Annotated in this window: 11 protein-coding genes and 1 pseudogene; 8 read left to right on the forward strand and 4 right to left on the reverse strand. The window is 72.6% G+C overall.

What is annotated here, in order from left to right; translation table 11 throughout:
• The first annotated feature begins 136 nt into the window (after positions 1–136).
• The 7 genes and pseudogenes from AB0M56_RS34025 (at position 137) to AB0M56_RS34055 (ending at position 6280) form a co-directional block, all read left to right on the forward strand.
• On the forward strand, positions 137–1372 hold the full coding sequence (locus AB0M56_RS34025; RefSeq protein WP_364183797.1) for a beta-propeller fold lactonase family protein: 1236 nt from the start codon (positions 137–139) through the stop codon (positions 1370–1372).
• Between the two features lie 54 nt (positions 1373–1426).
• Entirely contained in the window at positions 1427–1729 is a 303-nt protein-coding gene (locus AB0M56_RS34030; protein WP_220247702.1) for an urease subunit gamma, read from the forward strand.
• Between the two features lie 9 nt (positions 1730–1738).
• A pseudogene (locus tag AB0M56_RS34035) lies at positions 1739–2023 on the forward strand (urease subunit beta); the annotation flags it as partial.
• Positions 2024–2115: 92 nt separating this feature from the next.
• The gene (ureC, locus tag AB0M56_RS34040) at positions 2116–3834 is read left to right on the forward strand and encodes an urease subunit alpha (protein WP_364183800.1); all 1719 of its coding nucleotides are present in this window, start codon (positions 2116–2118) and stop codon (positions 3832–3834) included.
• A 67-nt stretch (positions 3835–3901) separates the two neighbouring features.
• The gene (locus tag AB0M56_RS34045) at positions 3902–4633 is read left to right on the forward strand and encodes an urease accessory UreF family protein (protein ID WP_364183803.1); all 732 of its coding nucleotides are present in this window, start codon (positions 3902–3904) and stop codon (positions 4631–4633) included.
• Positions 4634–4646: 13 nt separating this feature from the next.
• Complete coding sequence (ureG, locus tag AB0M56_RS34050) at positions 4647–5345, forward strand: urease accessory protein UreG (protein ID WP_364183806.1); 699 nt, start codon at positions 4647–4649, stop codon at positions 5343–5345.
• Positions 5342–6280 carry an urease accessory protein UreD gene (locus AB0M56_RS34055; protein ID WP_364183809.1) on the forward strand — a complete coding sequence of 313 codons (939 nt, stop codon included), beginning with the start codon at positions 5342–5344 and terminating at the stop codon, positions 6278–6280. Before ureG ends, AB0M56_RS34055 begins: the two co-directional genes overlap by 4 nt.
• A 434-nt stretch (positions 6281–6714) precedes the next feature.
• On the opposite strand, the gene AB0M56_RS34060 is transcribed toward AB0M56_RS34055, so the two are convergent.
• Positions 6715–9360 (reverse strand): AAA family ATPase, encoded by a 2646-nt coding sequence (locus AB0M56_RS34060; RefSeq protein WP_364183812.1) that lies wholly within the window; start codon positions 9358–9360, stop codon positions 6715–6717.
• Positions 9357–11885, reverse strand: coding sequence for a LuxR C-terminal-related transcriptional regulator (locus tag AB0M56_RS34065; RefSeq protein ID WP_364183815.1), 2529 nt, complete (start codon positions 11883–11885; stop codon positions 9357–9359). Before AB0M56_RS34065 ends, AB0M56_RS34060 begins: the two co-directional genes overlap by 4 nt.
• A 202-nt stretch (positions 11886–12087) precedes the next feature.
• On the opposite strand from AB0M56_RS34065, the gene AB0M56_RS34070 reads away from it, so the two are divergent.
• A complete protein-coding gene (locus AB0M56_RS34070) occupies positions 12088–14787 on the forward strand; it encodes an AAA family ATPase (protein ID WP_364183818.1) in 2700 nt (899 codons plus the stop codon).
• Here the strand turns inward: AB0M56_RS34070 and AB0M56_RS34075 are convergent.
• A complete protein-coding gene (locus AB0M56_RS34075; protein WP_364183822.1) occupies positions 14778–15038 on the reverse strand; it encodes a DUF6510 family protein in 261 nt (86 codons plus the stop codon). The genes AB0M56_RS34070 and AB0M56_RS34075 overlap by 10 nt on opposite strands.
• Positions 15035–15901 carry a molybdopterin-dependent oxidoreductase gene (locus AB0M56_RS34080; RefSeq protein WP_364183825.1) on the reverse strand — a complete coding sequence of 289 codons (867 nt, stop codon included), beginning with the start codon at positions 15899–15901 and terminating at the stop codon, positions 15035–15037. The genes AB0M56_RS34075 and AB0M56_RS34080 overlap by 4 nt, the downstream gene beginning before the upstream one ends.
• Between the last annotated feature and the right edge of the window lie 122 nt (positions 15902–16023).

Raw genomic sequence — 16023 nt, forward strand, 5'->3', positions numbered from 1 at the left:
TCCACAAAGGATGTTTTGGGGCTTTTCTTTTCCCGCCACCACAACGCACTGGGGGGTCGGGCCCGGGTGCACCCGGACGCGACGCGGGCGCCGCGCGGGCAGGCTCTGACGCGACGACCGGAAACGGAGAACCCACATGCCAGGTATGCAGGCCGCCGGCCACCTCTACCTCCAGACCAACGAGGTCAGGAACGCGATCATCCACTACGCCCGAGGGGCCGACGGCGCCCTCACCGAGGTGGAACGCGTGCCCACCGGGGGTGGCGGGTCCGGGGTGTACAAGCCGATCAGCGGTCAGGAGAGCGCGCCGAACGCCTTCGAGGCGGCGGGCAGCGTGATCCTCACGGCGGACCAGCAGTTCCTGTTCGCCACCAACGGCGGCGACAACTCCGTCTCCAGCTTCTCCGTCGGCAGCGACGGCAAACTGACGCTGCTCGACGTGAAGCGCACGGGCAACATCGTGGCCGGCCGCAGCGGCACCGCGAAGTCGCTGGCATTCTCGCCGGCCACCAGCACGCTGTACGTGCTGCACTCGTTCGGCCCCGACCACGTGCGGCTGATGACCGTGGACCCCGAAGGCCGGCTCACCGCGCGGCCCGAGGGCTACACCGTGAACACGCCGGACAAGCCGCTGCGCGTGTCCACGATGGTCGTACTCTCGCCGGACGAGCGCTTCCTCGTCGTCGGCACCACGTTCGACCAGCCGGCCGCGGCCAACCCGGACGGTTCGCCGATCCTGTGGGCCGACCAGCCGGACGGCTCGAAGAAGTCGGTCGCGTCCAACGCCCCCGACCCCGACGGCATCATCGTCTTCCCGCTGCAGCACGACGGTTCGCTGGGCGAGGGCATGTTCCAGGACGGCGGCGGCGGTTCGCCGTTCTACCCCGCGTTCCTGCACCACCGCCCCGACCACTTCGTGATCGGCTACGCCGTGGCCGACGGGGTCGCGCTGGCCAAGCTCGACGACCGCGGCCAGATCGGCACCGGACCGGTCGTGAAGATCGACACCAGCGCGGGCCTGCCCTCGGAGCTGTGCTGGCTCGCGGTTTCGCCCGACGACAAGTGGATCTTCGCCACGAACTTCGGCTACAGCAACATCTCCTGCTTCCGCATCGACGGCGACGTCGTCTCGCTGGTGCACGACAACGCCTGCCCGAAGATTCCCGGCGACGGCACCTTCCGCGCGCTCAACGGCACCGTCAGCAGCGGCCCGAGCGACAACTGGCTGACCCCGGACGGCACCCACCTGTACCAGATCTACGCCAACGCCTCGAAGCTCGTGGGCTACGTGGTGCAGTCCGACGGTTCGCTCGTCGAGGTCACCGCCGCGGAGATCCCGTACAACAGCCCGCAGGGCCTGGCCGGGTTCTGAGCCGTGACGGCGGGTGAGGCCGGCCAGGCGCGCATCGAGGCGACATTGTCGTCGCTGATGCTCAGCCCCCGGGAAATCGAGAAGCTGGTGATCTACCAGGTGGCCGAGCTGGCTCGGCGGCGCAAGGACCGCGGTCTGAAGCTCAACTTCCCGGAGTCGATCGCGTTGATCACCGAGGCGCTTCTGGAGGCGGCCCGGGACGGCAGGTCGGTGGCGGAGGTGACCGAGCTGGGCAAGCAGGTGCTCACGCGCGAGGACGTGCTGCCCGGCGTGCCGGAGATGGTGAACGTGGTGCAGGTCGAGGCCACGTTCCGCACAGGCACCCAGCTCGTGGCCGTGGCCGACCCGATTCCGTAGGAGCGCACGATGATTCCAGGCGAATGGCTGCTGGCCGACGAGCCGATCGAGCTCAACGCCGGCCGGCGCACCGCGCGCCAGCCGGTGCGCAACACCGGTGACCGGCCGATCCAGATCGGTTCGCACTTCCACTTCTTCGAGGTGAACCGGGTGCTGGACTTCGACCGCCCGGCGACGCTGGGCATGCGGCTCAACGTGCCCTCGGGGCAATCGATCCGCTTCGAGCCCGGCGACGAACGCGACGTCGAGCTCGTGGAGTTCGGCGGTGCCGGGCGGGTGGTCGGCTTCAGCGGCCTGCTCGACAGTGGTTTCGCGGTTCGCGGAGCGGCGGCCCGGGCCCAGGCTCGGGCCGCCGAGCGCGGCTTCACGGGAACGGGGGAGCAGGCGTGACGACGGTTTCGCGGCGGCATTACGCGTCGCTCTACGGCCCGACGGCGGGCGACCGCTTCCGCCTGGCCGACACCGAGCTGCTCGCCCGGGTGGAGCGCAGTCTCATCCTCCCGGGTGAGGAAGCGATCTACGGCGGTGGGAAGTCCATTCGGGACGGGATGGCGCAGGCGCCCGGCGTCCGCAACGCGGACGGCGCCCTGGATCTCGTGATCACCTCGGTGATCGTGATGGACGCCGTGCTCGGCATCCTCAAGGCGGACATCGGCGTCAAGGACGGGCTGATCGCCGGCATCGGCCAGGCCGGCAACCCGTACGTGCAGGACGGGGTATCGCCCGGGCTGGTGATCGGGCCGGGCACGGAGGTGATCTCCGGCGAGGGCCTCGTCGCCACCGCCGGGGCGATCGACACCCACGTGCATTTCCTGACGCCGGCCCAGATCCCGCACGCGCTCGCCGGTGGCGTCACCACGCTGCTGGGCGGCGGGACCGGGCCGGCCGACGGGTCCAAGGGCACGACCTGCACGCCCGGGCCCTGGAACCTGGCCCGGATGTTCGAGGCGACGGCCGCGCTGCCGGTCAACATCGGCCTGATGGGCAAGGGCAACAGCAGCCGCCCGGAAGGCCTGCGCGAGCAGGTGGAGGCCGGCGCCTGCGGCCTGAAGGTGCACGAGGACTGGGGCGCCACCCCGGCGGCGCTGGACTGCGCGCTGTCGGTCGCCGACGAGTACGACGTGCAGGTGGCGCTGCACGCCGACACCCTCAACGAAAGTGGCTACCTGGTCGACACGCTCGACGCGATCGACGGCCGGACGATCCACAGCTACCACACCGAGGGCGCCGGCGGCGGCCACGCGCCCGACATGATGGCGATCGCGTCACTGCCCAACGTGCTGCCGTCCTCGACCAACCCGACGCGTCCGTACACCACCGACACGACGGACAACCTGTTCTACATGACGATCGTGACGCACCACCTCAACCCCGACAACCCCGAGGACGTCGCGTTCGCGCAGTCGCGGATCCGCGCCGAGACCGAGGCGGCCGAGGACGTGCTGCACGACCGGGGTGTGCTGAGCATGTACTCCTCGGACGCGCAGGCCATGGGGCGCATCGGGGACACCGTCACGACGTGCTGGCGCACCGCGGACAAGATGAAGAAGCTCACCGGCAGCCTGCCCGGGGAGGCTGCGGGCGACGACAACCAGCGGATCCTGCGGTACCTGGCGAAGCTCACGATCAACCCGGCGCTGACGCACGGCATCGGCCACGTCGTGGGCTCGTTGGAGCCGGGCAAGCTCGCCGACATCGTGCTGTGGCCGACGAACACCTTCGGTGTCAAGCCCAAGTACGTGCTCAAGGGCGGGTTCGTCGCGTGGTCGGTGATGGGTGACGCCAACGCGTCCATCCCGACGCCGGAACCGGTGCTGCTGCAGCCGATGTTCGCCGGCCTCGGCAAGGCGGTGGGGCGGACGTCGATAACGTTCCTCTCGCAGGCGGCGAAGGAGAGCAAGCTGTTCGAGCGGCTCGGGATCGACCGGTGGACCGAGGCCGTGCGAGGGTGCCGGACGGTGGGCAAGGCGCAGATGGTGCGCAACGAGCTCACGCCCGACATCGCGGTGGACCCCGAGACGTACCAGGTCACTGTGGACGGTGAGCCGGCCGTGGTGCCCGCGGTCGACGAGGTATCCATGTCGCAGCTGTACTACATCGTCTGAAGTGCGGGATCGTCTGATGTGCGAGGTCGTCTGATGTGCGCGCCTGTCCGATGACCGGGATCCGCTGATGCCGCCGTATCTCGGGGGCGCCGAGTGGCTCACGGGCTTCCTGTCCGTGCTGCAGCTGAGCGATTCGGCGTTCCCGAGCGGCCGCTACACGCTGTCCTACGGCCTGGAAACCCTGGTGCAGTCGGGTTTCCTGGCGACGCCGAGCGATCCGCGGGTGCTCTCGGCGCTGCTGCGGGACCAGCTGCTGCTCGGGGTGGCCCCGTCGGACGGGGTGGCGCTGGCGTGCGCCCACCGCGCCACGGCGTCGGGGGACTCCCTCGACCTCGAGTGCGTGACCCGAGCCGACGAACGGCTGACCGCGGTGAAGCTGGCGCGGGAGGCGCGGGAGACGTCCACCCGCACGGGCCGGGCGCTGCTACGGATCGCCCGGTCGGTGTTCCCGACCGAGGCGTTGCGGCACTACGCCGACTGTGTCGCGAAAGGACGGTCGCCCGGCAACCACGCGGTGGTGCTGGGAATCCTGAGCGCGTCGGTGGGCGTGCCGCGGCTGGAGGCCGTGGCGGGGGAGCTGTTCGCGTTCTCCGCGGCCTGGGTCGCGGCGGGCGTGCGGCTGGCCGTCACCGACCACAGCACCGCGCAAGCCGTGCTCCACGACGTGCGGGCCGCCACGGCCGAAGCGGCGATGTGCGCCGTGGACAAGGACCCCGACGCCATCACGAGCTGCACGCCGCTGCCGGACGTGGCGGCGATGCGGCACGAGCAAACGCAACTGCGGCTGTTCGCCAGCTGAGAGAAGGAAAACCATGGAACCCCACCCGCATTCGCACGACCACTCGCACTCCCACGCGGAGTTCTCCGCCGTGCGCTCGCCCGGCGTCGCCCGCATCGGCATCGGCGGCCCGGTCGGGTCGGGCAAGACGGCGCTCATCGAGGCTTTGGTGCCGATGCTGATCGCGGCCGGCCACCGCCCGCTGGTCGTCACCAACGACATCTTCACCAGCGAAGACGCCCTGCACGTGCGGCGCACCCTGGCCGGCGTGCTCGCGCCGGAGCGGGTCGTCGGCGTGGAGACCGGTTCGTGCCCGCACACCGCGGTGCGCGACGACCCGACCATGAACCTCGACGCCGTCACCGAGCTCACCGACCGCTACCCCGACGCGGACGTGGTCCTCGTCGAGTCGGGAGGTGACAACCTGACGCTGACGTTCAGCGCGGCGCTGGCCGACTACTTCGTCTTCGTGATCGACGTGGCGCAGGGAGACAAGATCCCGCGCAAGCGCGGCCCGGGCGTGACCCACTCCGACCTGCTGGTGATCAACAAGGTCGACCTGGCGGACCTCGTCCGGTCCGACCTGGCGGTGATGGATCGCGACGCCGGCGCCGTGCGCGAAGGCCGCCCGTTCGTGTTCACCAACTGCTTCACCGGTGAGGGGCTCGACGAGGTCACCCGCCGTGTCCGCGACGTGATCGGCCGGTTCGCGCCCGCAGCCGAAGTGGGATGACCCGTCGCGACGACCCGGCGTGGTGCACGCCGGCCCGGTTGCCCGAGGAGCTGCTCGGCTTCGACGGGCCCATCCGCGACGGCCTCGGCGTCGGGGCGCCCGGCAAGCTCGGCGTGCTCGACCTCGCGCTCGCCCCGCGCGGCGGCACCACCCGGGTCGTCCGGCAGTACCAGCGCGCGCCGCTGCACATCTACCGCCCGATCCACCTCGACCCGCTGCGGCCGGACATGGCCTTCGTGTTCCTGCAGCAGCAGGGCGACGGCTTCGTGCAGGGCGACCGCTACCGCATCGACGTCGACTGCGCCCCCGGCTCGGCCGTCCACCTCACGACGCAGGCGTCCACCAAGGTGTTCGGTGCGCGCGACAACTACGCGACGCAGCTGGTGAACCTGACCGTCGGCGCCGGCGCGGTGCTGGAGTACCTGCCCGACCCGGTCGTCCCGTTCCGCGGCTCGCGCCTCTTCCAGCGCACGGCCGTGAGCATCGCGGCCGACGCGACGGTGATCCTCGGCGAGATTCTGCTCCCGGGCCGCGTGGCGCGTGGCGAGGCCCACGTCTACGACCTCTACTGGGCGGAGCTGGAAGCCCGCACCCCCGACGGCGCGCTGCTGTTCACCGACACCTTGCGCCTGCGCCCGGGCGGTGCCGGCGATCCCGCCTCACCCGCGACGCTGGGCGGGTACCAGGTCGTGGCGAGCCTATACGTGGTGTCGGACCGGATGCCGCCGGCCGAGCTCGTGATCGCGCTGCGCGAGGCCCTGGCCCGGGTGCCGGACGTCCTCGCCGGCGTCTCCGAGCTGCCGGCCGCGTGCGGCGTGGGCGCGCGGCTGCTGGGACACACCTCCCAGTCGGTCCAGGCCGCGATGCACGCCGCGTGGGACCGCGCGCGCCTCGGCCTGCTGGGCGCGCCGGCACCCGACCTGCGCAAAGGCTGAGCTCACGGGTGGACGTTGGGGGCAGGCAGGCGTATGCGTCTTGTCTGCACCCCGGGTCTGCCGGGTTGGGCGAGTCACCCTGCGGGGGATGACCTGGCTGAGAGTTGCGGGGCCTGGTGGCCCGGGACGTGCAGATCGGCCACAAGGCTGCGCGCCACGGGCCTCGCGGCCCCGGAGCGCCTCAGTGAGCGACCGACCCGAGATCGGCAACTGCCCGCGCCCGCTTCCCCGACGCCCAAGCACTGGTCGCCGCGGCCGGAGTCGCGCGCTCGACCCGCCAATCCGGCAAACACCACACCGTCACCTACTGCCGCGGCTGCAACACACCTGGACCAGAATCCTTCGGCGCTGCCGGCACGACCACATCCCCGACAACCCCGGCCTCCACGGCCACCTCACCACCCTCCGCGAGAAGGCCGCTTGACATAGGGCTCTCAGTCGTCCGCGCAAGCGGCCAGGACCAGGTGCAGCTCGGTGCGCGTGGTGATGGACAGCTTGGTGAACACCTTGTGCAGGTGGTACTCGACCGTGCGCGGGCTGATGGACAGGGCGGTGGCGATCTCGGGGTTGGAGCGGCCGTCGCGGGCGAGCGAGGCGATGCGGCGCTCCTGCGGCGTCAGCTGGGAGCTGGTTTCCGGCACCCGGCGGCGCGCACGTTCGCCGGTGGCGAGGAGTTCGCGCATCGCGCGGGCGGCGAAGGCTTCGGCGCGCATGGCGAGGAACGCCTCGTGGGCGGCGCGCAGGGGGCCTCGTGCGTCGATGCGCCGGCCGCGGCGGCGGAGCCACTCGCCGTAGAGCAGGCGGGCGCGCGCGAGGTGCGGGGTGATGCGGGAGCGACCCAGGCGGTCGATCGCTTCCGTGTACAGGTCTTCCGCTGCTTGGCCGTCGTGAAGCAGCGCGCGGGATCGCGCGTCGACGCCGAGGGCCCATTCGGTGCCGCTGAGGCAGGCGCGTTCGGAGAGGCGGTCGGCCGCCGCCGCGGCGGTGGTCAGGTCGCCGGAGCGGACGGCGCCTTCGACGAGCTCGACGAGGGACCAGCCTTGGAGCTCGATACCGTCGCGGTCGAGGACGTCGCGGGTCGCCTCGGCAGCTTTGGCGTACGCGGTGAGGCCGTTGCGGAGCACGGCGGTGGCGTAGCGGGCGGTGGTGCGGGCCATACCGCCGTTTTCGAAAGAGGACTCGGCGAACGTCGGCAGCTCGTGCCCGCGCCACGCGGCCAGCACGCAGGCGGCGTGCGGGAACGACGGGGTGCCAGAGAGCCGGGTGAGGGATTCCGCTTCGGCCACCAAGGACTCCGCGACGGCGAATTGTCCGAAGTGGACTTCGGCCAGTGCGCGGTGGGTGAGGACGTACGGCAGGATCGTGCGGGCGCCGGTCTCGCGCGCGCCGGCGAGTTCCTGCCGGGTGAGGTCGTGCCAGGTGTCGTCGTCCCACAGGTCCGGTGCGACGAGGCAGGCCAGCAGCCGGGAGCGGGCGTCGTCTTCGTGGTCGTTGTCGAGGGTTTTCAACGCGAGCTTGAGTGGCTCGACCGCGGCCGCGTAGCCGGCGGTGCAGCGTTGCGCGACGCCTTCGAGTAGCCGGTCCGAGCCCGTCGGCCGATGGGTGGCCAGGCGTGCGAGCACCGCGTGGACGATGTCGACGTGGCCGGTGAAGATCGCGGCGCCCAGGGCTTCGAGGTACGCGGGCCTCGCGAGGCGGGGTTCGCACACTTCCAGGTCCTGGGCCGAGGTGAGCAGCCGTCCGACCGCGGGCCCGCCGCGGCCGGAGTCGAACGCCATGCGGGCGCGCACCCGGTTCGACCGCGCCCGGGCTGCGACGCCGGGAGAGCCCAGCTCCGCGACAGCCAGCAGGCGGACCGCCGCGTCCACGGCTCCGGCCGCGTGGTGCGCGTCCGCCGCCGCGATGGCCCGCTCGGCGCGCAGCCGCGGGTCGGGGGTGCGCAGCGCGGCGTGTTCCAGGAAGGCGGCCGCGGCCGGCAGCCCGCCCCGGCGTCCGGCATCGTCGGCGAGGCGGGCCAGGGAATCGGCGACGGCTTCGGCCGGTTCGACCGTCGCGTGGGCGAGGTGCCACGCGCGCCGGTCGGGTTCGCGCTGCGGATCGGTCGCGAGGGCGAGGGCGCCGTGGACCAGACGGCGTTCCGCACCGGACGCGAGGCCGTAGACGCACTGGCGCAGGCGGGGTTCGCGGAAGGTGACCCACGCGCCGAAGGACACGAGGCCCGCCGTTTCGAGCGGCTCGGCCGCGTCCGGTCCGATCGCGAGCCCGGTGGCCGCATGCCACAGCCGGACGGGCTCGCCGAGCGGTTCGGCGGAGGCGAGGATGAGCAGGAGCCTGCTCTCCGGTGTCAACGTTTTCGACGGGCCGGCGATTTCGGGACAGGACAAGGGAACCACGCCGTAACCGCCGGCGAGGCCGGCCGCCGGGCGGACGGCGTCGAGCAGCAGCCGCGGATTTCCCCGGGCCTCCGCCACGACGCGGTCGAGCACGGCGTGGTCCAGCGGCGCGGCCGGCGCGGACCTGAGGAGCTCGCGCGACTCGGCGTGGCCCAAGGGTTCGAGGCTGAGACTCGGCAGGTCGGCGAACCGCTCTCCGCGTTCGGCGAACACCAGCGCGACGGGCACCGGCCCGAGCCGCCGGGTGGCGGCCGCGAGGACGGAGGCCGAAGCCTCGTCCAGCCACTGCGCGTCGTCGATCAGGCACAGCACCGGCTGCTTTTCTGCCGCCAGCGCCAGCAGCTCCACCACGGCGACGCAGACGGGGAGCCGTTCGGGCGCGGCACCCGCGCGGAGTCCGACGGCCCGTTCCAGCACCTCGCGCCGGTGCGCGTGCAGCCGGGAGAGCTCGGCGGGCAGGGCCGAGCACAGCAGGTGCAGCGCGGCGTACGGCAGATCCGCTTCGGCGGCGATCCCGCGGACGTTCAGCACCCGGTGCTCGCCGGCCGCGTTCGCGATCTGCGTGAGCAAGGCCGTTTTCCCGAGGCCCGCCGCGCCGCGGACCACGACCGCGCCGCCGCGGGTCAGCAGGTCCCGGAGCCGGGCGCGTTCGAGGTCGCGTCCGACGAGGGGGAGTGTCGCGTTCATCGTGCGGCGGCCTCGATTCCGTGCTGGTGCTCGGTGAAGGCCAGGTGCAGCTCGGTTCGCGACGTGATGCGCAGCTTCGCGAAAACCTTGCGCAGGTGGTACTCGACCGTGCGGGGGCTGATCGACAGCGTGGCGCCGATCTCCGAGTTGGTGAGGCCGCCGCGGGCGAGCGCGGCGATCCGGTGTTCGTGCCGGGTCAGCGCCGAGGTGGTGATTGCGGGGGTCTCGGGTTCGCCGATCGCGAGCAACGCGCGGTCCGCGAAGGCCGTGGCCCCCATGCGGAGGAACTCGTCGTACGCGGCGCGCAACGGCTCACCGGCTTCCTCGTCGCGTCCGTGCCGTCGCAGCCATTCCCCGTAGCCGAGCCGAGTGCGGGCCAGGAGCGGTCGGATCCTCGTCCGGGCAAGCCGTTCGATCGCTTCGAGGTACAGGCGTCCGGCCTCGGGACCTTCGGCCGACAGCGCACGGGACCGGGCCTGGGCGCCGAGCGCCCAGTCCGTCCCGCACCGGTCGGTGCGGGAGACGAGCGCCTCGAGCGCCGTCGTCGCGATGTCGAGCCGGCCCGCGCCCACGGCGGCTTCGACCAGCTCGACCAGCGCCCAGCCGGCCGTCGCCAGTTCGTCGCGCTCCACGACACGCCGTGCCGCGGCGAGCGCGCGCGAGTAGTCGCCGACGGCGTTGCCCGCCACCGCGGCGGCCAGCTCGCCGCACGTGCGGGCGAGTCCGTGGCCGGTCGGGCCGCCGAACTCCTGACCACGCCAGGCCGCGACGAGCACAGTCGCGTGCTCCAGCGGTGCCTGGCCCAGCTTCATGCTCATCGTGCGAGCCTCGTCGTCCAGCGCGGCCGCCTCGGTGAGATTGCCGGTATGGACCGAAAACAGTGCTTTTCCGGCCAAGACATCCGGCAGGGCGCCGGGATCGGCCGCTTCGCTCACCAATCGGTGCCACGCCTGGTCGTCCCACAGTTCAGCGGCGACGAGCCCGGCCGGCCACGATGGCCGAGCGGTTTCGAGAGCTGTGGTCAGCGGCCCGACGGCAGCGTCGAAACCTTCGGTGCCGCGCAGAATCAGCCCGGCCCCGAGTCCGTCGTCGTGGCTGGGCGGCATGGGGGCGAAATCGACGCCGGTGAGGACGGCGGCGCCGAGCGCGTCGAGACACGCTTGGCTTGCCGGGCCGAAGGGGAAACTGTCGCGGGTCGCGCGCAGCAGTGCTTCCGTTGCGGAGGGGGTGCGGGTCGAGATGAACGTGAGCCAGGCTCGCAGCCGAGTGGCTTCGGCCCGCTGTGCCGGTTCGAGGGGGCCGACCATCGCATCCAGCAGCTGAAGCGCGTTTCCGGGCTGCCCGGCGTCGAGTTCCGCTGCGATCGCGGCCAGAGTGCGCTCGGTCCGCAGGGCGGGGTCGGAGGTGAGTGTGGCGGCGACACGCACGAACGCGGCCGCCGCGCTTTGCCCGCCACGCTTGCGTGCCGAGGGCACCTGTGCGAGCAGGCCGTCGGCTGCCGCCGGATCCGGGCCTGGCACCGAGTGTGCGCGGTGCCAGGACCTCCGGTCTTCTGACGTTGCCGCGTCGGCCAGCGCTCGATGGACCGTACGTCGCTCCGAAGGGGTGGCCCGATGATAAACCCAGCCACGCGCGGCCGGGTCGGAAAACGTGACCCGCTCGCCGAACGCGAGCAACCCGTCCGGCGCGACCGCCGGGATCCCCAGCCGCGCGGCGGCTTGCCACAGCAGAGTCACCTGGCCCGTCGGATCCGCGGCGGCGGCCAGCAGCAGGGTGCGGCCGCCCGGGTCGAGGCGCAGCACCCGCTCCTGGGTGTCGGCGTCCGGGTTCCCGTCGGGCAGGCCGAATCCACCGGCCGGCGCGAAGGCCGTTACGGCCGAAAGGATCGCTCGCGGATTCCCCCGGATCTCCGCGACGAACCGCTCGACCACGTCCTCGTCCACCGGACCCGGCACCAGCGAATCGACCAGCGCACGAGCACCGGCCCGGCACAACCCGGGCACCACCAGCTCCGGCAAGTCCTGCAGCCCACCGAACCCGGTGCGCTCCGCGAAGAGCAGCACCACCCGCCGCCCTGGCAATCGCCGTGCCACGAAAGCCAGAGCGCGCGCCGAAGGCTCGTCCAGCCGGTGTGCGTCGTCGACCACGCACAGCAACGGGGCCGCGGCCGAGAGGAGGAACGTCGCTGCCACCCCGACCGCGAACGGATCGGAGTCCTCCGTGATCGCACGCAGTGCCAGCGCATGGTGCGGCATCAGCTGCCCGAACACCCCTTCGAGCGCGGCCGACAGCTGCCGCAGCCCCGCGTACGGCCGCGTCCCGGACGAGCGCACATGGACCACCCGGTACCCGCGCGTTCGCGCGACGACGTGTCGCAGCAACGCCGTTTTCCCCACGCCAGGAGCACCCCGCAGCACGAGCGCGCCGTGGCCGTCCCGCACGTGCTGATCGAGCAGGTGGACTTCGGCGGCACGGCCGTGCAGAGTGACGTCGGTTACTACACTGGCCGGGTTCGGGTCGGGCACGGCGTCGACGCTCGCGGGTCCCCGGCCGCTTCGAACCCGGGCCGCCCCGGGCGCGACCCCGGGACCAGGGCGAACCCGGGCGAACGGGGCGACACCGGTGAACGCTGTGTACCCGGCGCCGCCCGATGATCGGGATATCCTGCGGGCGCCCGCTGGTCGCCGTGACCGGAAGGGAAGAGCGAGCACACGGGCAGGTGGGTGAGTGCTGGACCGGCGCGCGGAGCGCGAGACCCTCGACCGGCTGCTGGACTCCGTCCGCGCCGGCAAGAGCCAGGTGCTCGTGCTGCGCGGCGAGGCGGGTGTCGGCAAGACCGTGCTGCTCGACCATCTGGCCCGCCAGGCCGCAGGGCTCCGCGTCGCCCGCGCCGGGGGCGTCCAGTCCGAAATGGAGCTCGCGTTCGCCGGCCTGCACCAGCTGTGCGCGCCGATGCTCGATGGCGCCGAAACCCTGCCGGACCCGCAGCGAGTGGCGCTGCGGACCGCGTTCGGCCTGAGCCCAGGCCCCGCGCCCGACCGGTTCCTCGTCGGCCTGGCCGTGCTGGGTCTGCTGGCCGAGGAGGCGCGAAACCGGCCGTTGCTGTGCGTGATCGACGACGCTCAGTGGCTGGACAGCGCTTCCGCGCAAGCCCTCGCCTTCGTCGCCCGCCGGCTGGTCGCCGAGTCGGTCGCGCTGGTGTTCGCGGTGCGCGAGCCGGCCGCGGCCACGGAGCTGACGGGCGTCGCGCAGCTCGTGGTCGAGGGCTTGCCCGACGCGGCGGCCCGCGACCTGCTCGACTCCGTGCTGCGCTTGCCCGCCGACGACCGCGTGCGCGACCGGATCGTCGCCGAGACCCGCGGAAACCCGCTGGCGCTGGTGGAGCTCTCGCGCGGGCTGAGCCCGAAGGAGCTGGCCGAGGGGTTCTCCCTGGCCGGTGCGACCACGATCCCGCGCCGCATCGAGCAGCGCTACCAGGCGCGGCTGGCCCAGCTCGACTCCGACACCACGCGTTTGCTGCTGATCGCCGCACTGGAACCGCAGGGCGACCCGGTGATGCTGTGGCGTGCGGCCGGCCTGCTCGACATCGGCGCCGAAGCGGCGGAACCCGCGCTGGCGGCCGGGTTGATCGAGATCGGCACCCACGTGCGCTTCCACCACCCGCTGGTGCGCTCGGCGATCTACCAGGCCGCGGCACCGAGCGAGCGGCGCCGGGCGCACTGGGCGCTCGCGCAGGTCACCGACCCCGCGACCGACCAGGACCGCCGCGCCTGGCACGTGGCGCAGGCCGCCGAAGCACCCGCGGAAGAGGCCGCCGAAGAGCTCGGCCGGGCGGCCTGCCGGGCGCAGTCCCGGGGCGGCATGGCGGCCGCCGCGGCGATGCTGGAGCGCGCGGCGGAGCTGACGGCGGACCCCAAGACCCGGGCGAAGCGCACCCTCGAGGCGGCCCACGTCACGCACGTCGCGGGCGCGCCGGAGGAAGCGCTGCGGCTGTTGTCGATCGCCGAGGCCGGCCCGCTCGACCGGCTCGAGAAGGCCGAGGCCGACCTGCTGCGCGGCCGGATCTCGATGACCGTCAACCGCGGCCCCGCGGCACTCCCGCTGCTGTTCGCCGCGGCCCGTCAGCTCGAGGAGCTGGACGTGCGGCTGGCCCGCGAGACCTACCTCGACGCGCTGCTGGCCGGGATGTTCGCGAGCGTGACCGGCGCCGACCTGCGTGAGGTTGCCCGAGCCGCGCGCGCCGCACCGCGGTCGCCGCAGCCGCCCGGCCCAGCCGACCTGCTGCTCGACGGCCTGGCGATCCGGTTCACCGACGGGTTCGCGCCCTCGCTGCCGATGCTGCGGCGGGCGCTGAGTGCGTTCCGCACCCCCGACTTGTCGCTGAAGGAACTGCACTGGCTGTGGCTCGCCCACATCATGGCCGGGAACATGTGGGACGAGCAGACGCTCGACACCGCGCGGCACCTGCAGCTCGCGCGCGACAAGGGCGCGCTCAACACCCTGCCGCTCGCGCTCGCGTCGCACATCGGCGCCCACGTCTACGCGGGTGACCTGGTCACCGCGGCGCACCTGCGCGACGAGCTCGCCGAGGTGTCGCGGGCGACCGGGATTCCGGCGGCGACGTACGGGACGCTGCTGCTGGCCGCGTGGCGCGGGCGCGAGGACCAGGCACGTGACGTGATCGCGCGCACCGAAGCGGAGGCAGTGCGGCGAGGGGAAGGGTTCGGGCTGCTGATCGTCGGGTCGGCCCGGGCGGTGCTGTGCAACAGCCTCGGCCACTACGCGGAAGCGCTGGCGTCGAGCGAAGACGCGCGCCGGCGGCCGCCGGTGATGGGCGTGGAGCCGTGGCTCGCGCTGGTGGAGCTGATCGAAGCCGCCACCCGGCTCGGCAGGATCGAGGCGGCCGAGGACGCGTTCGCCCGGCTCGTGGAGACCACCCGCGCCAGCGGCACCGACTGGGCGCTGGCCGTCGAAGCCCGTTCACGCGCGTTGCTGGCCACCGGCGAAGACGCCGAGAGCGCTTACCGCGAGGCCGTGGACCGCCTGTCGCGCACCCGCATCCGGGGCGAGTGCGCGCGGGCACGACTCCTGTACGGGGAGTGGCTGCGCCGCCGGCGCCGTCGCGCGGACGCGCGGGAACAACTGCGCGCCGCCCACGACATGTTCACCGAGATGGGCATGGAGGCCTTCGCCGAACGCGCGGGCCGCGAGCTGCGGGCGACCGGCGGCACCGCGCGCAAGCGTTCCGTCGAGACCGGCACGGAGCTCACCGCGCAGGAGGCCCAGATCGTGCGGATAGTGCGCGAGGGACTGTCCAACGCGGAGATCGGCGCGCGGCTGTTCCTTAGCCCGCGCACGGTGGAATGGCACCTGGGGCGGATCTTCGACAAGCTCAACGTCACGTCCCGGCGCCAGCTTCAGAGCTGAACGGGCTCCTCCAGCGCCGCGAAGCCCGACACGTCCACGCAGTTGATACCGCGCTTCTCCACGATGACCATCAGGATCGCGTCGCAGTGCCTGCAGCGGGCCACCACACCCGGCGCGTCGCGGTAGACCCGCAGCTGCGCCAGGAGTTCGGTGGCGCCGCACGACGCGCAGGTTCCGCTCACCGTGGTCATCTCGCCGCCGAACACCGCGTTGAGGGTGCCGGCGATGGCGTTGCCGTCGAACGTCGTCATGGTGTCCCCGTTCCGCTGAAGCGTTCGGTCCGGATCCGCTCGGGCCGGTGGCCGAGGTCGACGAGTGTGTTCGCCACCGTCTCGACGAATCCGGTCGGCCCGCACACGTAGACCAGGGGCTCCTCGGTGGGCGGCAGGCCGGCCCGAGTGAGGAAGTCCCGGTCGATCCGCCCGTGCTCACCCGGCCCGGTGCCCGAGTTTTCGCGAGTGAGTGTGACGCGGATGTCGATCCCGCCGCGTCCCCCGATCCGGGTGAACTCGTCGGCGTAGATCAGGGTTTCCCGCGACCGCGCCGAATACAGCAGCCGCATCGGCACCGTGCTGCCCGCCGCGGCGTGGTGGCGCAGCATGGAACGGAACGGCACCACGCCGGAGCCGCCCGCGACGAGCAGCACCGGACTGTCGGACCCGGACTCCCACACGAAGTGCCCGCCGACGGGGCCGCGCAGCTCCACCTCGTCGCCGACGCGCAGCTCGTCGACGAGGTAGGGCGAGACCTCGCCGTCGTCGAGCCGCTCGACCGTGAGCACCACGTGCGCGTAACCGGCCCGGGTCTCCACACTGTCGAGCAGCGTGTCGAGCGAGACGCCGGTCCACGTCGTGTCGAGCTTCGACCACTTGGTGACGCAGTGGATGTCCACGGTGATCGACTCGGAGGGCAGCGAGCGCAGCGCGTCCCAGGTCCAGGTGACGGGCCGCTTCGCGGCTTCGCGGACGGTGAACGTCCAGTCGTCGGCGACCACCTTCGGCGTCGGCCCCGCGGAGAGCACCGGGAACCCCGGCGTCACGTACTGCCCCGGCGGCACCCGCGCCGGGTCGACCTCGGCTCGTCGCTTGCTGTGGAAGTTGCGGGTGAAGGCCATCAGGCGCACCTCCCGTGCCCGGCTGCTCCGAGTTCCATGCGGCCCAGCGTTTCTCCCCGGCCCCGCGCTTCGCGTCGGGGAACCCCCGGGTGGACCCACCGGGGCGGCCGGGACCGGGGCCC

This window comes from Amycolatopsis sp. NPDC051372, from assembly GCF_040682095.1.
Taxonomy (GTDB): Bacteria; Actinomycetota; Actinomycetes; order Mycobacteriales; family Pseudonocardiaceae; genus Amycolatopsis.

What these genes read in the sequence shown, in the direction of transcription:
- AB0M56_RS34025 (WP_364183797.1), top strand. Translation starts at nt 137, where the DNA reads ATGCCAGGTATGCAGGCCGCCGGCCACCTCTACCTCCAGACCAACGAG.
- AB0M56_RS34045 (WP_364183803.1), top strand. Translation starts at nt 3,902, where the DNA reads ATGCCGCCGTATCTCGGGGGCGCCGAGTGGCTCACGGGCTTCCTGTCC.
- ureG (WP_364183806.1), top strand. Translation starts at nt 4,647, where the DNA reads ATGGAACCCCACCCGCATTCGCACGACCACTCGCACTCCCACGCGGAG.
- AB0M56_RS34055 (WP_364183809.1), top strand. Translation starts at nt 5,342, where the DNA reads ATGACCCGTCGCGACGACCCGGCGTGGTGCACGCCGGCCCGGTTGCCC.
- AB0M56_RS34060 (WP_364183812.1), bottom strand. Translation starts at nt 9,360, where the DNA reads ATGAACGCGACACTCCCCCTCGTCGGACGCGACCTCGAACGCGCCCGG.
- AB0M56_RS34075 (WP_364183822.1), bottom strand. Translation starts at nt 15,038, where the DNA reads ATGACGACGTTCGACGGCAACGCCATCGCCGGCACCCTCAACGCGGTG.
- AB0M56_RS34080 (WP_364183825.1), bottom strand. Translation starts at nt 15,901, where the DNA reads ATGGCCTTCACCCGCAACTTCCACAGCAAGCGACGAGCCGAGGTCGAC.